The organism is Rhizobiales bacterium NRL2, assembly GCA_001664005.1.
GTDB lineage: Bacteria > Pseudomonadota > Alphaproteobacteria > Minwuiales > Minwuiaceae > Minwuia.
This window is the reverse complement of record CP016093.1, coordinates 2,941,203-2,958,495: the sequence shown is the minus strand read 5'-3', so window position 1 is coordinate 2,958,495 and position 17,293 is coordinate 2,941,203. Positions and strand designations below refer to the sequence as shown.

Here is a 17,293-nt window from a genome sequence, read left to right as displayed (position 1 = left end):
GCTACAGAACCGTGAATCAGCGGGACCGGACGAGGCGATGGAAAAACAAGCCGCACGCGCAGATCTGATGCCGATCGACCTGTCGGGTCTGCGCCGAGGCAATACCGGCATCGACTATGCGCATCGTTTCGACAGCGGCCGGCCGGGCCCCGAGGTCCTGGTGGCGGCCGTCGTTCACGGCAACGAACTGTGCGGCGTGCATGCGCTGGTCCGGGCCCTGGCGACGGAACCGCGTCCCGAGCGCGGCGCACTGACGTTCTGCTTCTGCAATGTCGCCGCCTATCTGGGTTTCGACCCCGCTGCGCCCGCCCGGGCGCGTTTCGTCGACGAGGATTTCAACCGGCTCTGGGACGCGGAAACGCTGGACAGCCCGCGGCGGTCCAGCGAACTCCACCGCGCCCGGCGGATCAGGCCGCTGATCGAGCAGGCGGATCTGATGCTGGATCTGCATTCGATGCAGACGGGCGGCGAACCGCTGATGCTTGCAGGGACCGCTGAGCGGGGCCGGGCGCTTGCCATCCGGGTCGGATTTCCACGCATCGTTGTCGCCGACCCGGGCCACGCCGCCGGCCGGCGGATGCGGGATTTCGGTGGTTTCGGCGCCGCGAACGGAACGCGCACGGCATTGCTGGCCGAATGCGGCCAGCACCGCGATCCGGCTGCTGCGGACAACGCCACGGAGGTGCTGGCGCGATTTCTGACAGCCACGGGAACGCTGCGTCCGGATGTGGCGCGGCGGATCTGCGACTGGCCGGAGCGGCCCGCGCCGCGTGTCATCGAAGTGACCGACCGGGTGACGATCCGCGGTCAGAGTTTCCGCTTCGTCGGCAATCCCGAGAATCTCGACATGATCGAAAAGGCCGGCACCGTGATCGGTCACGACGGGGGCCGGCCGGTCGAGACACCCTACGACAATTGCGTGCTGATCATGCCCTCCAGACGGCTGGCCACCGGCCAGACCGCGGTCCGGCTGGGACGGTATGTGGCTTGATCCGGGAGCGTCCGGCATCGGTTGACTGGCGTGGCCACGCCCTCGCGCTTGGCGTTGGCGCGGCCGGCGGGGCGCTGTTCTTCTGGCTGCAGATGCCGCTGGCCTGGATGCTGGGATCGATGATCTTCGTCTCCGCCGCCGCCATCGGCGGGCTGCGGCCGGCGCTGGACCGCCGTTTCCGCTCGGTCATGGTCAGCATCCTGGGCGTCTTCCTGGGCAGTGCCTTCTCGCCGGAGGTGGCCGACCGCATGGGCCAGTGGGCGGCGGCCCTCGGCATTCTCACCGGGTTCGTCGTGGTCGGCAGCCTGCTCAGCTATGTCTTCCTGCGCCGTGTCGGCGGCTTCGATCCGATCACCGCCTATTTCTCGTCCACCCCCGGCGGTCTAGGGGAGATGGTTCTGGCCAGCGAGGAAATGGGCGGCGATTCGCGGAAGGTCTCGCTGGTCCACACCATCCGGGTCATTTCCATCATCCTGATCATCCCCTTCTGGTTCCGGCTGGTGCTGGGCGCCGACGTGCCGTCGATCATGCCCGAGGCGCCGGGCGTGGATGCGGCGCCGGTGGACTGGCTGATCCTGGTGGCTTGCGCCGCGCTCGGCTGGCCGCTGGCCAGTCTCTGCCGCGTGCCGGCGGCGGCCCTGGTCGGGCCCATGATTCTTTCCGCGCTGGTCCACCTGCTGGGCCTCACGGCAGTGACGCCGCCGCCGGTGCCGGTGGCCGCGGCGCAACTCGTCCTGGGCGCGGCCGTGGGCAGCCGCTTCGTCGGCACGGCGTTTTCCATGATCTGGCGCGTGGCCAGCCTTGCGTTGGGAACCTCGGTCCTGCTGCTGGGGCTGGCGGTGCTGATCACGCTGGCCAGCGCGGACATGATCGGCATCCGGCCCGAGGCCATGATCCTGGTGCTGGCGCCCGGCGGACTGGCGGAAATGTCGCTGATAGCCCTTGCGCTCGGCATCGATACGGCCTTTGTTTCGACCATGCACATCTGCCGGATCATGATGATCGTGGTCCTCGGGCCGTCGCTGTTCCGGATCGGCGCCCGCAGATCCCGGGAAACGGGTCGTTAACCCTCGCCGCCTAGATTGGCGGCATGAAGAAGACGGTCGAATCCATGTCCTCGCGCAAAAACTACGTTCCCAAGATCAAGGTCGACACCCTGATCCTGATGACGGACGGCACGGAGCTGGAAGGCAGCGTGTTCATCCGCGCCACCCAGCGCGTGCAGGACCTGCTGAACGAACCGGGCATGTTCTTCCCGCTTGAAGACTCGCGGACCGGTGAGATCACGCTGGTCAACAAGTTCGCCATCAACAACATCAAGCCTCTGGACTGACCGCCGGCGCCGTCCGCCGCTCGACCCTGGGATAGAGCGCCGCGAGGGTCGCACCGCGCGCCAGGTTCAGCACCATCAGCGTGGCCCACAGCCCGTGATTGCCCCACATCGCCGGCAAGGTCAGCACCGCGGCCATGTAGATCGCCAGGCTGGCCAGCATCGCGTTGCGCATGTCGGCGGTCTGGGTGGCGCCGATGAAGACGCCATCGAGCTGAAAGCACCAGATCGCCACCAGCGGGTAGAGCGCCACCCAGGGCAGATAGGCGCCGGCCGTCGTGCGCACCGCCTCCTGATCGGTCATCAGAGCGACGATGAGGTCCCCTGCGGCGAGATAGAGCAGCGCGATGGCGACGGCGACAATTCCCGCCCAGATCGTGCTCGCCACGACCGCGCCACGCAGCGCGGCGTGGCTGCGCCGGCCGATCGCGGCGCCGACCAGCGCCTCTGCGGCGAAGGCGAATCCGTCCAGACCATAGGCGGTCATATGGACCATCTGCAGCAGCACCGCATTGGCCGCCAGCGCCAGGTCGCCGAACTGCGCCGCTTCCCGCGTGAAGAAGGCGAAGGAGAAGATCAGGCACGCGGTCCGGATCATGATGTCCATATTGGCGCGGAAGAAGCGCTTGAGCCGGCCTATGTCGAGGATTCGCGGCAGGCTGAGCGCCGTGCCGCGCCGCCGGATCATACGGCCGGCGACGAGCAGACCCAGGGCCGCGGCGGACCATTCGCCGGCCAGCGTCGCCCAGGCCACGCCCGGCACGCCCATTTCCAGGCCGACGACGAAGACCAGGTCGAGGACGATGTTGACGCCGTTCAGCCAGATCTGGATCAGCAGCGCCACGCGCGTGTGCTGCAGACCGATGAACCAGCCCAGCAGGGCATAGTTCATCAGGGTCGCCGGCGCGCACCAGATGCGGACGAAGAAATATTCGCCGGCGAGCGTCTGCACCGCGGCGCTGGCGTCGAACAGGTCGCGCGCCGCCCACCAGATCGGCGCCTGCAGCGCCAGCAGGATCAGACCCAGACCCGCGGCCAGCAGGATGGCACGGCCCAGCACCGCCGCGATCTCGGGCGCGTCTTCGGCGCCGGCGGCCTGCGCCGCGAAGCCGCTGGTCCCCATCCTGAGAAAACCGAACAGCCAGAACACCGAGGTGAAGACCAGCGCGCCGATGGCGACGCCGCCGATGTGCTCGGGGCCGGGCAGGTGACCCACCACCGCAGTGTCCACCATGCCCAGCAGGGGTGTGGTGACGTTGGACAGGATGATCGGCCAGGCCAGGATCCAGACCCGGCCCAGCGACGGCCGCTCGCTGGCGCTCATCGGCCGTGACGCAGGCGGCTCAGTGAATCACGGAAACCGTACCAGGCCATGGCGGGGCCAAGGAACCAGGGCCGTCCGCCGTAGAAGAAGCGTTCGGGAAACTCGACATCGTCGAAGGCGCTTCGGCCGGCGAGATCGCCAAGGGCCTTCTGCGCCAGCTTGTGGCCCATCCAGTTGGACATGGCGACGCCGGACCCGGCGTAGCACATGGCGTGGCCGATGCGGCCCTCGAGCCCGATCTTCGGCAGGCCATCGAAGCTGAATGCGACCTTGCCCCACCAGCAATGGGTCAGCGCGACGCCGTCGAGTTCCGGAAAGATCTCGCCCAGGCGGCGGCCGAGATGGTCAGCCAGTTTCCGACCGCCGCCGACGCCCACGCCCGGCCGGCTGCCCAGCAGGATGCGCCGTCCGTCGGGGGAAGGGCGGTAGTAGTTCAGCAGGTTGAAACTGTCGGCGATCATCCGCCCGCCCGGAATCAGCCGCCGCACCAGATCGGGGTCGAGTTCGTCCGTGGCCACGATTGCCGAGGTCACCGGCACCACGCGGGCCTGATGCTCGGGCGTCAGCGGGCCGGTATAGCCGTTGGTGCAGATCAGCACCGTCTCCGCCGTGACGAAGCCCAGGCTGGTTTCCAGCACCATGGCGCTGTCGGTCTCCTCCAGGCCCAGCACGGCGGTGCGGCCCACGACCAGCGCGCCGGCGGCCCGGGCGGCGGCCAGCAGCCCGTCGTGGAACTTCGCCGGATGCAGCCCGCCCGTGTCGTGGTGGAGCCGCCCGCCGGCGTAGAAACGGGAGCCGATGAACTGGCTCTGCTCGTCTGCGGGCACCATCTCCGCCTGCACCGGCCGCGCCGCCTTTTCCGCCTCCAGGCTGGCCGCCATGCTCTCGTAGTGCGCCCGCGTCACCGCCGGATAGAAGCGGCCCATGCGCGCGAAGTCGCAGGCGATGTCATTGTCGATCACCAGCCGTTCGATGAATTCCACGGAAGCGGAGGCCTCGTCGAGCATGGCCACCGCACGCGCCGCCCCGAAGCGGTGGGCAAGACCGCCATAGCCCGGTTTCAGCCGGTCGCCGAACATGCCGCCATTGCGCGAACTCGCGCCGTCGCCGGGATCCTCGGCATCGAAGACGACCACGCTGGCGCCAGACCGCGCCAGGGTCAGCGCGGCCGAAAGGCCCGTGTAGCCGCCGCCGACGATGGCGACGTCCACGCGCTCGGGCAGATCAGGCTCGGGCGGCGGGGACCGGTCCCGCTCGCGCCACCAGTAGGGCTCGAACTTCAGGTCTTCCGCCGGACGAAGCCGGGCGCGGCGACGGGCGCTCAAGGCCGGCTCAGTTCCGGTAGGACGGATCGATGGCGTCGATCCGATGCGAGGCGACGGAGGCAATGCTGGTCGCCGAAGACATTGGTGGACCTCCAGGAATTTTGCGGACCGTCCCTGGCCAGGCGGGGCGCCCGTCCATCCGCAGGATATCACCGATGATTCGGAAGGCGAGGACGAACTGCCGCCGCCAATGGCGGTCATTTCTGTCTCCGTGGCTTTCCGTTACCGAAAAGTTCGCCTGCGTCATGCTTCTCAAGCATAGGTGCCGCAGGGGTTTTGCACCATTGGGCAACATGTGATGAGTGGAAGAATTTCAACCGCATTTTTTTCTTTCGTGCTTGCCGTTCTCTGTTAAGTTCGCGGCAATTCGAGACGCATAGTACGTACCGAATCCAGTAACCGACTGAACGGTCCAGAATCAGGAGTATCAGATATGAACGCGAATGCAGCGGAAGGTGGGGCTCCGACCCATCAGGATTTGCTGGAGATGACGGCGGAAGTCGCCGCGGCCTATGTCTCCAACAACGTCGTTCCTTCCGATGAACTGCCGGAGCTGATCAGCCGTATTCATGCGGCCCTGGCCTCCGCCGGCACCGCGGTGGAGGAGCCGGAACCGGAAAACCAGAAGCCGGCGGTCAGCATTCGGCGTTCGATCACGCCCGACTACCTGATCTGTCTGGAAGACGGCAAGAAGCTGAAGATGCTGAAGCGCTATCTGCGCACCAACTTCGACATGTCGCCCGAAGAATACCGAGCGAAGTGGAACCTGCCGTCCGATTACCCGATGGTGGCGCCCAACTACGCCAAGAAGCGCGCCGAGATGGCCAAGGCGATCGGCCTCGGCCGGGGTGGACGCCGCCGCGCCAAGGCCTGACCCGCCGCGGGTCAGCCCGACAACCTGATGGAACCGACCCCGGAAGGACCGCCTTCCGGGGTTTTCTTTTGTCTGCGCCGCGTCATCATCGGCTGCGCGCGGCATGGAACGGGGAGGTGTCAGGCGTGAGCTGGCAGGAACGCATCGACGAGATTCAAAGGCGGCGCAAGCTGGCTGTGGAGCAGGGCGGGGCCGAGGCTGTCGGGCGCCAGCACGCCAAGGGCCGGCTGACGCTCAGGGAGCGGATCGGGCGGCTGCTGGACGAGGGCAGTTTCGCCGAACTGGGCCGCACGGCCGGCGTTGCCGAACCTGCGGAAGATGGCGGGAAGGCCGGCTTCACCCCGGCCAACTTCATCCTCGGCTTCGGCCGCGTCGACGGCCGGACCTGCGTCGTCGGCGGTGAGGATTTCACCGTGCGCGGCGGCTCACCGACGCCTGCCGGGCTGCGAAAGTCGGTCTATGCCGAGGACGTGGCGCTGCGCTATCGCGTCCCGCTGATCCGCCTGCACGAAGGCGGCGGCGGTTCGGTCACCGGTTCCGGCGGCAAGGACTCCTCGGGTCCGGTCGGTTCTTCGGTGGGGGAGCCGCATCGCTTCCTGTCGGTGGCGCAGACGCTGGGCACCGTCCCGGTCGCCGCCGCGGCGCTGGGCCCCGTCGCCGGCCTGCCGGCGGCGCGGCTGGTGGCCAGCCATTTCAGCGTGATGACGAAGGAGACGGCCCAGGTCCTGATTGCCGGTCCGGCGGTGGTGGAGCGCGCCCTGGGCGTCTCCGTGACCAAGGAGGAACTGGGCGGGCCGCAGGTGCACCTGAAGAGCGGCGCGGTCGACAATCTTGCCGACGACGAGGACGACGCCTTCCGCCAGATCCGCCGCTTCCTGAGCTACCTGCCGCCCAATGTCGACCACCTGCCGCCGGTCGCCGATTGCGACGACCCGGTCGACCGATGCGAGGATGCGCTGGCCGATATCGTGCCGACGGACCGTCGCCGCGCCTACGACCAGCGCAAGCTCATCGAGATGGTGGTCGACTGTGGCAGCTTCTTCGAGACCGGCCGGCAGTACGGGCCGGGTCAGATCGTCGGCCTGGCGCGTCTGAACGGACAACCCGTCGGCGTATTCGGCAATGACTGCCGCTTCTACGCCGGTGCGATGACCGCCGACGGCGCACGCAAGGCCCGGCGTTTCATCGAATTCTGCGAGACCTTCCACCTGCCGATCGTCGCCTTCGTGGACGAGCCCGGCTTCATGATCGGCCCGGATTCCGAGAAGGCCGGCACCATCCGGCCCGGAACGTCGGCGGTGCTGGCCGCGGCGAGCTGCGAAGTGCCGTGGTGTTCGGTGGCGATCAAGAAGAGCTTCGGCGTCGCTGCGGCGGCGCATTACGGCAATCACGCCCATGTCCTGGCCTGGCCGTCTGCCGAGTCGGGGCCGCTGCCCGTCGAGGGCGGTGTCGCCGTCGCCTTTGGCCGCGAGATCGCCGCCGCCGACGACCCGGAGGCCTTGCGCGCGGATCTGGAGCGGAAGATGGCGGAGCGCCAGTCACCCTTCTCCCGCGCCGAAAGCTTCGCCTATCACGACCTCATCGACCCGCGGGAGACGCGGCCCCAGCTCTGTCAGTGGCTGGAGCTGAACAGACACCGCATCGAGGCCCTGCCCAAGGCCGGGCCGCGGCGGTTCTACACCCGTCCCTGATCGTCCAGGTCGGGCAAGGCCGGCAGGCCGCGCAGTCTTTCGAGCACCGCTTCCGTCAGCCCGTCCGCCGGCCCGTCTCCGGCGACCGCGTCGAGATAGGCGGTGACGTCCTTTTCCAGGATGCCGATGGTATTGGCGGGATCGTAGGTTTCCGCCGCCCAGTCGATCCGTTCCAGGTTGTCGCCATACCAGGTGCCGCCGGAACTGGAACGCATGACTGCGAGCAGGCGCTCCGGCGGCAGGCCCAGAGCCCCGGCCTGCGCCAGTACCGTGCGGACGGCGACGACGCCCGCCGCGGCGACGAAGTTGTTGAGCACCTTGGCCGCCGCGCCCGCGCCGGTATCGCCCAGCAGGTGGATTTCCTCGCCCATGGCCCGGAAGGCGGGCATCAGTTGTTTCACCGCTTCATCCGGGCCGCCGACCATGAAGGTGAGCGTCGCCGACCGCGCCCGGTGCGGTGCACCGGACATGGGCGCGTCCACCAGCGCGGTGGCTGTCGGCAGTTCGTCACGAAGCGTCCGGACGAAACGCGGCGACAGCGTGGAGGAGAGAACCAGGATCGGCGGCGGTTCCGCCATGGCCGCCAGCAGTTCCCGCGTCTGGGCTGCGTCGCGCACGACCGAGATCACGGCACCGCAGCGCCCTGGCAGTTCCGCTGGATCGCCCGTCATGTGCCGGGCGAAGCCGCCGAACCCGGACATGGGCCGGACGTCGTAGCCCATGACGTCGAAGCCGGCGGCGATCAGCGCCTCCGCCATGGGCCGGCCCATGGCGCCGCAGCCGGCGACGCCAACTCTCAAGCTCTTACCCTCACGGCCCGATCGCCGCTTCGGTTTCGGACGGCGGGTCTTCCATCTGGCGGATGGCGGCCGCGCCGGCAGGGGTGAGCCGGCCCTTGCCGGTCTTCCGGAGTTCCGCGCGCAGCGCGTAGGCGTTGCCCGCCTTCGACGCGATCATCTCCTCCGGCGGTGTCGGGTTCGACACCGTCGGCCAGTGACCGGGCTGCGGGCCCGAGCCTTCCAGGACGATCGTGGGCAGGTCGTCGTCGACGACGGCCGGCGTCTCCACGATCTCCATCAGGTTCCACGCGAACTCCAGCGGGATGTCGTTGTTGTCGAAGAAATAGATCGACCAGAAGGCGCCGTGGTCGATGGGGCCGGTGACCTCCAGCCCCGCGGCCTCCAGGCGGTCCTTCAGTTCGAACAGCTCTTCGCGCGTCGGCACCGTGAAGGCCACGTGGTCGAAGCCGATGGGCTCCTTCGTCCGCCGCCCGTGGAATTTCTTCCTCATCTTCGACGCGCCTTCATAGGCGAAGAAGGCGACGTAGTTGTCGCCGGTGCGGAAGAAGTAATGGCGGAAGCCGTCATGACCGATGCCCAGCGACAGCTCCATGCCCAGCAGGTCACGGTAGAAACGGATGGTGCCGTCCAGGTCCGGCGTGATGAAGGCCAGGTGATCGATGCGCCCGAATGACATGACGCTCTCCCTTTACTGTGTTTCGCTGCACCATAGCTGATTGCGGACCCGGCCCCTAGCAAGCGCGGCGCGGGAAATGCACTGTTTCCGTCGTTGAAACCGTTGCGTCTGTCCCGGCACAAGGTTCTACACTGGTCTCGCGAACCGGGGAGGCGACATGGGGCAGAAGACGCGGCGCATCGTGCTGAAGCGCTATATCGAAGGCGCGCCGTCGCCGGACGATTTCGAGATCGTGGACCACGAGTTGCCCGATCTGGCGGACGGCCGCTTCCTCGTCCGCAACATCCTGCTTTCCGTCGATCCGGGCACCCGGGCGCGGCTCTCCGGTCAGGCGAGTTATGTCCCGCCGCTGAAGCTCGGCGAGATGGTCGGCGCCTTCTCCGTCGGTGAGGTGGTCGAGAGCCGCCATCCCGACTATGCGCCGGGCGATATCGTCTCACTCGCCGAAGGCTGGTCCGAGCATCTGGTCTCAAAGGGCCGGGGGTTCATCCGCCGCATCACCGACCGCCGTCTGCCGCTCAGTCCCTGGCTCGGCGTGCTGGGCGTCTCCGGCATGACGGCCTGGTTCGGGCTCAGGCGCGTGGGCGGGCTGAAGGCCGGCCAGACCGTGGTGGTGACCAGCGCTGCCGGCGCGGTGGGCTCGGCCGCGGGGCAGATCGCCAGGCTGGAGGGCTGCCGCGTGATCGGCGTCGCCGGCGGCCCGGAGAAGTGCCGCTGGCTGGTCGACGCGGCGGGCTTCGATCACGCCATCGACTACCGCTCGATGGACGTCGCCGCCGCAGTGGCCGAGGCCGCGCCGGACGGCGTGGACATCCTGTTCGACAATGTCGGCAACGAAATGATCGACCGGATCATCCCCTCGATGAACCTGAACGGCGCCATCGTGGTCTCCGGCCAGGTGGCCGCCTACAATCAGGCCGATCCGCCGGGCTTGCGCAACACCCGCGCCTTCATCACCCACCGCCTGAAGATGCAGGGGCTGGTGGTGTTCGACGATCTGCCCTGGGACGATGCGGAGCGCGCGATGGCGGAGCACGTGCTGGCCGGCGAGATTGTCTGGCGCGACGAGATCAGCGAGGGACTGGAATCGATACCCGAAGCCTTCGCCGGGCTTTTCCGGGGCGAGAACCGCGGCCGGCGGCTGGCCCGTCTGAGCCCCGACCCTTTCGAGCCGGAGGCGAAGCGATGACCATGACCCTTCCCGAGGCGCTTCTCGCCGACGTCGCCGGACGCGGCGACGAGATCGAGGCGGCGCGGCGGCTGCCTGCCGACATCGCCCGGGCGATGGCCGAGTCGGGGCTGTTCCGCATGATGATCCCGAAGGCCCTGGGCGGGCTGGAACTGCCGGTCTCGGAGTCGCTCGCGGCGATGCGCCGCGTCGCCGCCGCCGACGCCTCGGCCGGCTGGTGCGTCATGATCGCGGCGACATCGGCCTACAAGTCCGGCTTCCTGGACCATGAGACGGCCCGCGAGATCTACGGCGATCCCAAGGGCGTCTATGGCGGTATCTTCGCGCCCATGGGCCGCGCCGAACCGGTCGACGGCGGCTATCGGCTGACCGGACGCTGGGCCTGGGCCAGCGGCAGCGCCAACTGCACCTGGCTGTCCGGCGGCGCGGTGATCCGGGACGGCGACGGCATCGCCAAGCTGCCCAACGGCGCCCCGGATTCGCGGATGATGATCTTTCCCGCCGCCGAGGCGGAACTGATCGACACCTGGATGAGCCACGGCCTGAAGGGCACCGGCTCGGGCGACATGGCGGTCGCGGACATCTTCGTGCCCGAAGCGCGCGCGGTCTCGATGATGAAGAGCGTCGCGACCCATGACGGCGCGCTCTACCGTTTTCCGACCTTCGGTTTGCTGTCGCTTGGCATCGCGGCAGTGGCGCTGGGCAATGCCGGGGCGGCGCTGGACGATCTTGTCGCCCTGGCGGCCTCGAAGAAGCCGACCGGCGGCGGGCGCACGCTGGCTGAACGCGGCTACGCCCAGTCGGAACTGGCGCAGGCGCGGGCGAAGCTGGCCGGCGCATCGGCGTTCATGGAGGACGCGGTGGGCCGCGCCTGGGCCCTGGCCGAGGCGGGCGACGATCTCGACGTGGAAGCCCGCGCCGATCTGCGGCTGGCGGCGACGCACGCCACCCGGACATCGGCCGACGTGGCGCGGTCGATGTACGATCTGGCCGGCGGGGATTCCGTCTATCTCAAGTCGCCGCTGCAGCGCCGCTTCCGCGACGCGCACGTCATGACCCAGCACATGATGGTCAATCCGGCGACCTGGGAACTGACCGGCCGTGTCGCCTTCGGGCTGCCCACCGACGCGACGTTCCTCTAGCGGCGTCCGAACAGGCGCTCGATGTCGGCAAGCTTGAGCTCGACATAGGTCGGGCGGCCGTGATTGCACTGGCCCGAATGGGGCGTGCGCTCCATTTCCCGGAGCAGCGCATCCATTTCCTCGCCGGCCAGGCGCCGGCCCGAACGGACCGAGCCGTGGCAGGCCATGGTGGCGCAGATCTCCTCCAGCCGGTCCTTCACCCCGTTGGCTGTCTCCAGCTCCGCCAGTTCGTCGGCGAGGTCGAGGATCAGGCCGCGCACGGCGCAGCGGCCGAGCAGGGCGGGAGTCTCGCGGACCACCACGGCGGTGGCGCCGAAGCGCTCGTACACCAGTCCCAGTTCCGCCATTTCCCCGGCGCGGGCTTCCAGCCGGTCGGCGCTGGTCTCGTCCATCTCCACGACCTCGGGCAGAAGCAGGCCCTGGCGGGCGACACCGCTCTCGGCCATCTGTCGCTTCATGCGTTCGTAGACCAGGCGCTCGTGCGCGGCATGCTGATCGACGATGACGATGCCGTCGCCCGTCTGCGCAACGATGTAGGTTTCATGGAGCTGGGCGCGGGCAACGCCGAGGGGATAGTCGGATTCGTCTTCGTCCTCGTTCACCGCCGCCACGCGGGCTGCACTTGGCGGCGCGAGATCGTCCGGCGCCGGCGCCTGCCAGCGCGCCGCCGCTTCCATCGCTGCGGGCTGCGGCCGGGCCTGGGCCGCATAGGCCGAAGGCCGCTGGGCGAACAGCCGCGGCTCGGGCGGAGAGGAAGCCGGCCGGAAGGCGCCGAGCGCGGCGCCGGCGACCGTCGTGGATGCGCGGTGGCCGGCTTCCGCCAGGGCCGAGCGCAGTGCGCCGACGATCAGGCCGCGCACCACGCCGGGCTGACGGAAACGGACTTCGGCCTTGGCCGGGTGCACATTGACGTCGACCGCGTGCGGTTCGATTTCCAGGAACAGCGCGACGACCGGATGGCGGCCGCCGGAGAGGAAGTCGTGATAGGCGCCGCGCACCGCGCCGACGAACAGCTTGTCGCGTACCGGCCGGCCGTTGACGAACATGTACTGCTGCATCGAGTTGCCGCGATTGTAGGTCGGCACCGCGGCGAGGCCGGTCAGCCGCACGCCCTCGCGCTCGGCCTCGATCGCCAGCGCATTGTCGATGAAGTCGCGGCCCATGACGCGGCCAAGACGCGCCGCGCGCCGGTCCAGCAATTCGCCCTGTTCGGCGGAAGCGGTGAAGGCCGTGCGCTCGCCGTCCTTCAGGGTGAAGCCGACCTCGGGGTGGGCCATGGCGAGCCGCTTGATGGTGTCGAGCGTGGCGCCGAACTCGGCCCGGTCGGTCTTGAGGAACTTCAGCCTGGCCGGCGTGGCATAGAACAGATCGCGTGCCTCGACGTGGGTGCCGGCGGCGCGCGGCGCGGGCTTCGCCTCGCTGACCCGGCCGCCGTCGACCCCGATGGACCAGCCCGTGTCCTGACCGGCGGCGCGGCTCTCGATCGCGAGGCGTGAGACAGCGCCGATCGAGGGCAGGGCTTCGCCCCGGAAGCCGAACTGGGCGATGGTCAGCAGGTCGTCGTCCATCAGCTTGGAGGTGGCATGGCGTTCGATGGCGAGCTGCAGGTCGTCGCGGTCCATGCCGGCGCCGTCGTCATCGACGGAGATCAGCGACCGGCCGCCGTCGCGCAGCACGATGTCGACGCGGCGCGCGCCGGCATCGAGGCTGTTCTCCACCAGTTCCTTGACCGCGCTGGCCGGCCGCTCGATCACCTCGCCGGCGGCGATGCGGTTGACGGTGGTCTCGGGCAAGCGGCGAATGGCCAAGAGAGAAGTTCCTATCCGGCGGCGAGATACTGCTTCGTCAGTTTCTTACTCGATTCGACCGCCGGCTGTCCGTAGGCGCTGATGCCCAGCAGATGGGCCGCCAGCACCGTCTCCAGCATGAAGTGCATGAAAAGGCCGCCCAGCGTGCGTTCGTCCAGACGCTGCAGGCGGATCATCCGCGTCGGATGGCCGCGATCCACCAGCGTCTCGATGGTCGCGCGCGCCTGGATCTTGACGATGGCGCCCAGGCTCTGGCCGCTGAGATAGCCGAGCGCCGGATCCTGGACCAGGTCGGGTTCGATCACCGGTCCCGGCTCGGGCTCGGCCACCGTGATCACGGTGAAGCTCTTGTCCGCCGGCCCGTCCAGCCAGAGCTGGAGCTGGCTGTGCTGGTCGACAGGTCCCAGCGCCGCCACCGGCGTCACGCCGCGGCCGTTCTTGCCCAGGCTTTCGGCCCAGAGCTGCCGGTGCCACTGCGCGAAGCGCTCCAGCGCGCCGGCATAGGGCAACATCACCTGCTGGGTGCGGCCGCGCTCCCGCGCCAGGCCCACGGCCAGGGCTGCGCCGGCAAGGGGGGCGGGGTCCTCTTCTGCGATGGCGCGCTCGAACACCAGCGCCGCGCCCTTGCGCACCGCCATGACATCCAGCCCGGCGATCAGGCCGGGCAGCAGACCGACAAGCGACAGCACGGAGAACCGCCCGCCGACCTCCGGGTCGTGGTTCAGCAAGGGCAGGCGCAGCCGGTCGGCCAGCCGCCTGAGCGGGTTGTCGCCGGGTTCGGTGATCACGGTGAAGTGGCGGGGCAGATCCAGCGGCCGCTTCTGCCGCCGCGCCCAGTCGAGCACGGCGAATGTCTGCGCCAGGGTCTCGGTGGTGCTACCGGACTTGGAGATGACGACGAAATGGGTCCGCGCCGGTTCGCAGTCGGCCAGCAGTTCGGCGAAGCCGCCCCCGTCAAGATTGTCCGCGAACACCAGCCTGCGTCGCTCCGCTGCGGGCGCGATGGCGACCAGCGCCTGACCGCCGAGGCTGGAGCCGCCGGTGCCGAGGACGATAATACGGCGGAAGTCCTCCCTCAGACGCAGTGCGAGGCTCTCGATGGCGCGCAGGTCGTCGCGGCGGGAGGCGAGGCCGAAATGGGGCAGGCCGCCACGCGCCAGCTCGCCGCGAATCTCCCGCAATGCCGGCCGCCCGCGTTCGATCAGCGAGCGGAAGCTGTCCTCCCTCAGGCCGCCGTCACTGACGGTCGCCTCCAGACAGGCGTCGATATAGTGGTCGAATGGCTGGGCCATGACGATCCGATCCGAAGTCCCCTCGAAAACTCGCAAATCGCCACGGCCCCGGCAAGGCCGCGCCGCGCTGTTACTGTGTCTCGGAGGCCTTCTCGGCCAGACCTTCGGGAATGCCGACGGCGGTCACGATCAACCGATCGAGATTCAGAAGATCCTCGGCGACGCGCATGACGTCCTCGCGGGTGACGGCGTTGATCAGTTCCGGCCGCCGCTCGACATAATCCTTGCCCAGACCGTAGCGCTGGAGCGCGACCAGCAGGTCGGCGATGGCGCGGTTCGATGTCAGTCTGAGCGGGAAGGCGCCGTTGATGTTGGCCTTGGCCTTCTCGATCTGCTCGTCGCTCGGTCCTTCTTCGCGGAAGCGTCGGATGGTTTCCTTGAGGACGTCCAGCGCTTCGCCGGCCTTGTCGTTGCTGGTCGACAGACCGCCCAGCCAGAGTGCGGCCCGGTCCATCGGCCGGAGATAGCTGTAGACGCCATAGGTCAGCCCGCGCTTTTCGCGAATTTCCTCGGTCAGCAGACTGGAGAAGCCGCCGCCGCCAAGGATGTGGTTCATCACCCGGGCGGCCTCGTAGTCGGGATCGTCGCGGGCGAGACCGGGGGCGCCGAAGACGAAGACTGTCTGAGGCGTGTCATAGGGCACGACGCGCTGCACGCCCGGCTGACGTAGCTCCGCCTTGTCGTCGGCGGCAGGAGCGGCGGTTTCGGTCAGCCCGCCGAATGCCACGTCCAGCAGCGGCTTCAGCGCCTCGGGCGAGATGTCGCCCACGACGCCCACGATCAGGCGGTCCTTTGCCAGCTGGCTGCCCACGAAGCCGGTCAGGTCGTCGCGCGCAATCGCGGTGACGCTTTCCTGTGTCCCGTCGATGGTGCGGCCATAGGGATCGTCGCCGAAGGCCACCTCGGAGAAGACACGGCCGGCGATGGCGTTGGGGTTCTGCAGATCGCGCGCGATGCGGATCAGGATCTGCTGGCGCATCCGCTCGATCGCGTCGGTGTCGAACCGTGGGCTAGTCAGGGCGAGACCTGCCAGCCGGAAGGCCTCTCCGGCGTTCTGCGTCAGAGTCTGCAGCGACATGCCGAATGTGTCCCGTCCGGCCTCGAAGGAAAGGCGGACGCCATGCTCCTCCAGGCGGGTCTGGAAGGTCTGGCTGTCCATCTCGCCGGCGCCCTCGTCCAGCAGGGCGGACACGAGGTTGGCCCGGCCGGCCTTGCCTTCCGGGTCGGAAACAGCGCCGCCGTCACGCCAGATCGCGGAGACGGCGATCATCGGGATGGCTTCTTCCTGCTTCAACCAGGCAGTGATGCCGCCCGGCGAAGTGACCTCGACGATGTCGGAGCCGGCGGCGGGCCGGCCCGCGGCGGCCACGGCGGTGACGACGAGCAGAATGGCGGCGAACTTGGCGGTGAGAAACATGGCGCCTTTCATCATGACGGGTTCTCCGGCGACAGAATGGCGGTGACCGAGGCTTCGGGACGGAAGTTCGCCCGCGCGGCGCGCACGACATCATCGACAGTGACGCCCTTCAGTCGCTCGGGCCAGCTCTCCACGTCCTCGACGGTGAGGCCGGCGACCAGGGACGAACCGAACACGCGGGCGCCCTGGCTCAGGCTGTCGCGCATGTAGACCGCTTCGGCGAGCAGCACGGTGCGGGCGCGATCCAGTTCTTCCTGTGTCACGCCGTCCTCGATGACACGGCGGATCTCCGCATCGATGGCGCGCTCCAGATCCTCGATTTCCGCGCCGCGTGCCGGCGTGGCGTAAAGACCGAAGGCGCCGGGGCCGCGGTTGACGCCGGAATACCAGGCGCCGGCGGAGGCCGCGATGCCCTGCTCGACGACCAGAGCGCGGTAGAGGCGGCTGGTCGAGCCGCCGCCCAGGATGTCGCCCAGCACCTGCAGGGCGATGACGTTGTCCGGCTCGCCCCAGTTGGCGCTGTCGGCGATGTACTGGCGCTGCCAGCTCGGCTCGGCGACACGGGGGTCGCTGTCGGTGATGCGCCGGGCCGCACGGTGCGGCGGTTCATGGGGCAGGGTGGGACGCTCCAGCGCCTCGTTCGCCGGCAGGACGCCGTAGTGCTTCTCGGCCAGGGGCTTCAGCTCCTCGGCGGTAATGTCGCCGGCCACGACGAGGATGGCGTTGTTCGGCGCGTAGTACTGTTCGTAGAAGGCCAGGGCGTCCTCGCGTGTCAGGGACTTGATTTCCTCCTCCCAGCCGATGATCGGTTCGCTGTAGGGGTGGGAGAGGTAGAAGGTCGCCTGCACCTGCTCGCCGAACTGGCCCTGCGGCGTGGCGTCGGTGCGCTGGCGGCGTTCCTCCAGAATGACCTGGCGCTCGGTCGCGACGCTCTCCGCGTCGAGGCGCAGATTGACCATCCGGTCCGCCTCCATCTCCATCATCAGCGGCAGGCGGTCCTTCGCCACGACCTGGAAATAGGCGGTGTAATCCTGGGAAGTGAAGGCGTTGTCGCGGCCGCCGTTGGCGGCGACGATCTTGGAGAACTCGCCGGGCGGAATCTTTTCCGTGCCCTTGAACATCAGATGCTCCAGGAAGTGGGCGATGCCCGACTTCCCCTTCGGCTCGTCGGCCGCGCCCACGCGGTACCAGACCATGTGCACCACGACCGGGGCGCGGTGGTCGGGGACGACCACCACTTCCATGCCGTTGTCCAGGGTGAAGGTCTGCGGATCGAACAGACCGGCGTCGGCGCGCGGCGCGAACAGCGTCAGGACCATGGCTGCAGCCAGGCCCGCAATCAGGGGTCGCACGTAAGGCCCTCCGTCGTCATCAAGTGACCGTCTGCCGGTCATTTGGCGGCGCGGGTCCGGCTGCGCAAGTCGCGTTCGCGTC

15 protein-coding genes are annotated in these 17,293 nt (G+C 68.6%); 7 read left to right on the top strand and 8 right to left on the bottom strand.

Annotation, left to right across the window (positions count from 1 at the left end):
• Positions 1–37 precede the first annotated feature (37 nt).
• From TEF_13745 to TEF_13735, 3 genes are read left to right on the top strand one after another with little or no spacing between them, the layout of a single operon-like run.
• Entirely contained in the window at positions 38–991 is a 954-nt protein-coding gene (locus TEF_13745) for a succinylglutamate desuccinylase (GenBank protein ANK81742.1), read from the top strand.
• On the top strand, positions 991–2,058 hold the full coding sequence (locus TEF_13740; GenBank protein ID ANK83481.1) for a hypothetical protein: 1,068 nt from the start codon (positions 991–993) through the stop codon (positions 2,056–2,058). The genes TEF_13745 and TEF_13740 overlap by 1 nt, the downstream gene beginning before the upstream one ends.
• 23 nt (positions 2,059–2,081) lie before the next feature.
• The gene (locus TEF_13735) at positions 2,082–2,324 is read left to right on the top strand and encodes a hypothetical protein (protein ANK81741.1); all 243 of its coding nucleotides are present in this window, start codon (positions 2,082–2,084) and stop codon (positions 2,322–2,324) included.
• Here the strand turns inward: TEF_13735 and TEF_13730 are convergent.
• The gene (locus tag TEF_13730; protein ID ANK81740.1) at positions 2,308–3,645 is read right to left on the bottom strand and encodes a hypothetical protein; all 1,338 of its coding nucleotides are present in this window, start codon (positions 3,643–3,645) and stop codon (positions 2,308–2,310) included. The genes TEF_13735 and TEF_13730 overlap by 17 nt on opposite strands.
• Complete coding sequence (locus tag TEF_13725; protein ID ANK81739.1) at positions 3,642–4,970, bottom strand: hypothetical protein; 1,329 nt, start codon at positions 4,968–4,970, stop codon at positions 3,642–3,644. Before TEF_13725 ends, TEF_13730 begins: the two co-directional genes overlap by 4 nt.
• 433 nt (positions 4,971–5,403) lie before the next feature.
• Between TEF_13725 and TEF_13720 the strand changes: the two genes are divergently transcribed.
• Together TEF_13720 and TEF_13715 are read left to right on the top strand one after the other, a co-directional pair.
• The gene (locus tag TEF_13720) at positions 5,404–5,844 is read left to right on the top strand and encodes a MucR family transcriptional regulator (protein ID ANK81738.1); all 441 of its coding nucleotides are present in this window, start codon (positions 5,404–5,406) and stop codon (positions 5,842–5,844) included.
• Between the two features lie 125 nt (positions 5,845–5,969).
• Positions 5,970–7,535, top strand: coding sequence for a propionyl-CoA carboxylase (locus TEF_13715; GenBank protein ANK81737.1), 1,566 nt, complete (start codon positions 5,970–5,972; stop codon positions 7,533–7,535).
• Here TEF_13715 and TEF_13710 read toward each other — a convergent pair.
• Positions 7,520–8,305 carry a hypothetical protein gene (locus TEF_13710; GenBank protein ANK81736.1) on the bottom strand — a complete coding sequence of 262 codons (786 nt, stop codon included), beginning with the start codon at positions 8,303–8,305 and terminating at the stop codon, positions 7,520–7,522. The two genes, TEF_13715 and TEF_13710, sit on opposite strands and share 16 nt — an antisense overlap.
• 40 nt (positions 8,306–8,345) lie before the next feature.
• Complete coding sequence (locus TEF_13705) at positions 8,346–9,011, bottom strand: hypothetical protein (protein ID ANK81735.1); 666 nt, start codon at positions 9,009–9,011, stop codon at positions 8,346–8,348.
• A 157-nt stretch (positions 9,012–9,168) separates the two neighbouring features.
• Here TEF_13705 and TEF_13700 point away from each other — a divergent pair, with 157 nt between their 5' ends.
• Entirely contained in the window at positions 9,169–10,200 is a 1,032-nt protein-coding gene (locus tag TEF_13700) for an NADP-dependent oxidoreductase (protein ID ANK81734.1), read from the top strand.
• Positions 10,197–11,342, top strand: a complete 1,146-nt coding sequence (locus TEF_13695; protein ANK81733.1) for a hydrolase — start codon at positions 10,197–10,199, stop codon at positions 11,340–11,342. Before TEF_13700 ends, TEF_13695 begins: the two co-directional genes overlap by 4 nt.
• On the opposite strand, the gene TEF_13690 is transcribed toward TEF_13695, so the two are convergent.
• The 4 genes from TEF_13690 to TEF_13675 all read right to left on the bottom strand — a co-directional run bounded on the left by TEF_13690 (position 11,339) and on the right by TEF_13675 (position 17,253).
• Complete coding sequence (locus tag TEF_13690; protein ID ANK81732.1) at positions 11,339–13,150, bottom strand: DNA mismatch repair protein MutL; 1,812 nt, start codon at positions 13,148–13,150, stop codon at positions 11,339–11,341. The genes TEF_13695 and TEF_13690 overlap by 4 nt on opposite strands.
• Before the next feature lie 11 nt (positions 13,151–13,161).
• Entirely contained in the window at positions 13,162–14,442 is a 1,281-nt protein-coding gene (locus TEF_13685; GenBank protein ID ANK81731.1) for a hypothetical protein, read from the bottom strand.
• 70 nt (positions 14,443–14,512) lie between these two features.
• Positions 14,513–15,874: a hypothetical protein gene (locus tag TEF_13680; GenBank protein ANK81730.1), complete on the bottom strand. Its 1,362-nt coding sequence runs from the start codon at positions 15,872–15,874 to the stop codon at positions 14,513–14,515.
• Complete coding sequence (locus tag TEF_13675; protein ANK81729.1) at positions 15,871–17,253, bottom strand: zinc protease; 1,383 nt, start codon at positions 17,251–17,253, stop codon at positions 15,871–15,873. The genes TEF_13680 and TEF_13675 overlap by 4 nt, the downstream gene beginning before the upstream one ends.
• Positions 17,254–17,293: the final 40 nt, after the last annotated feature.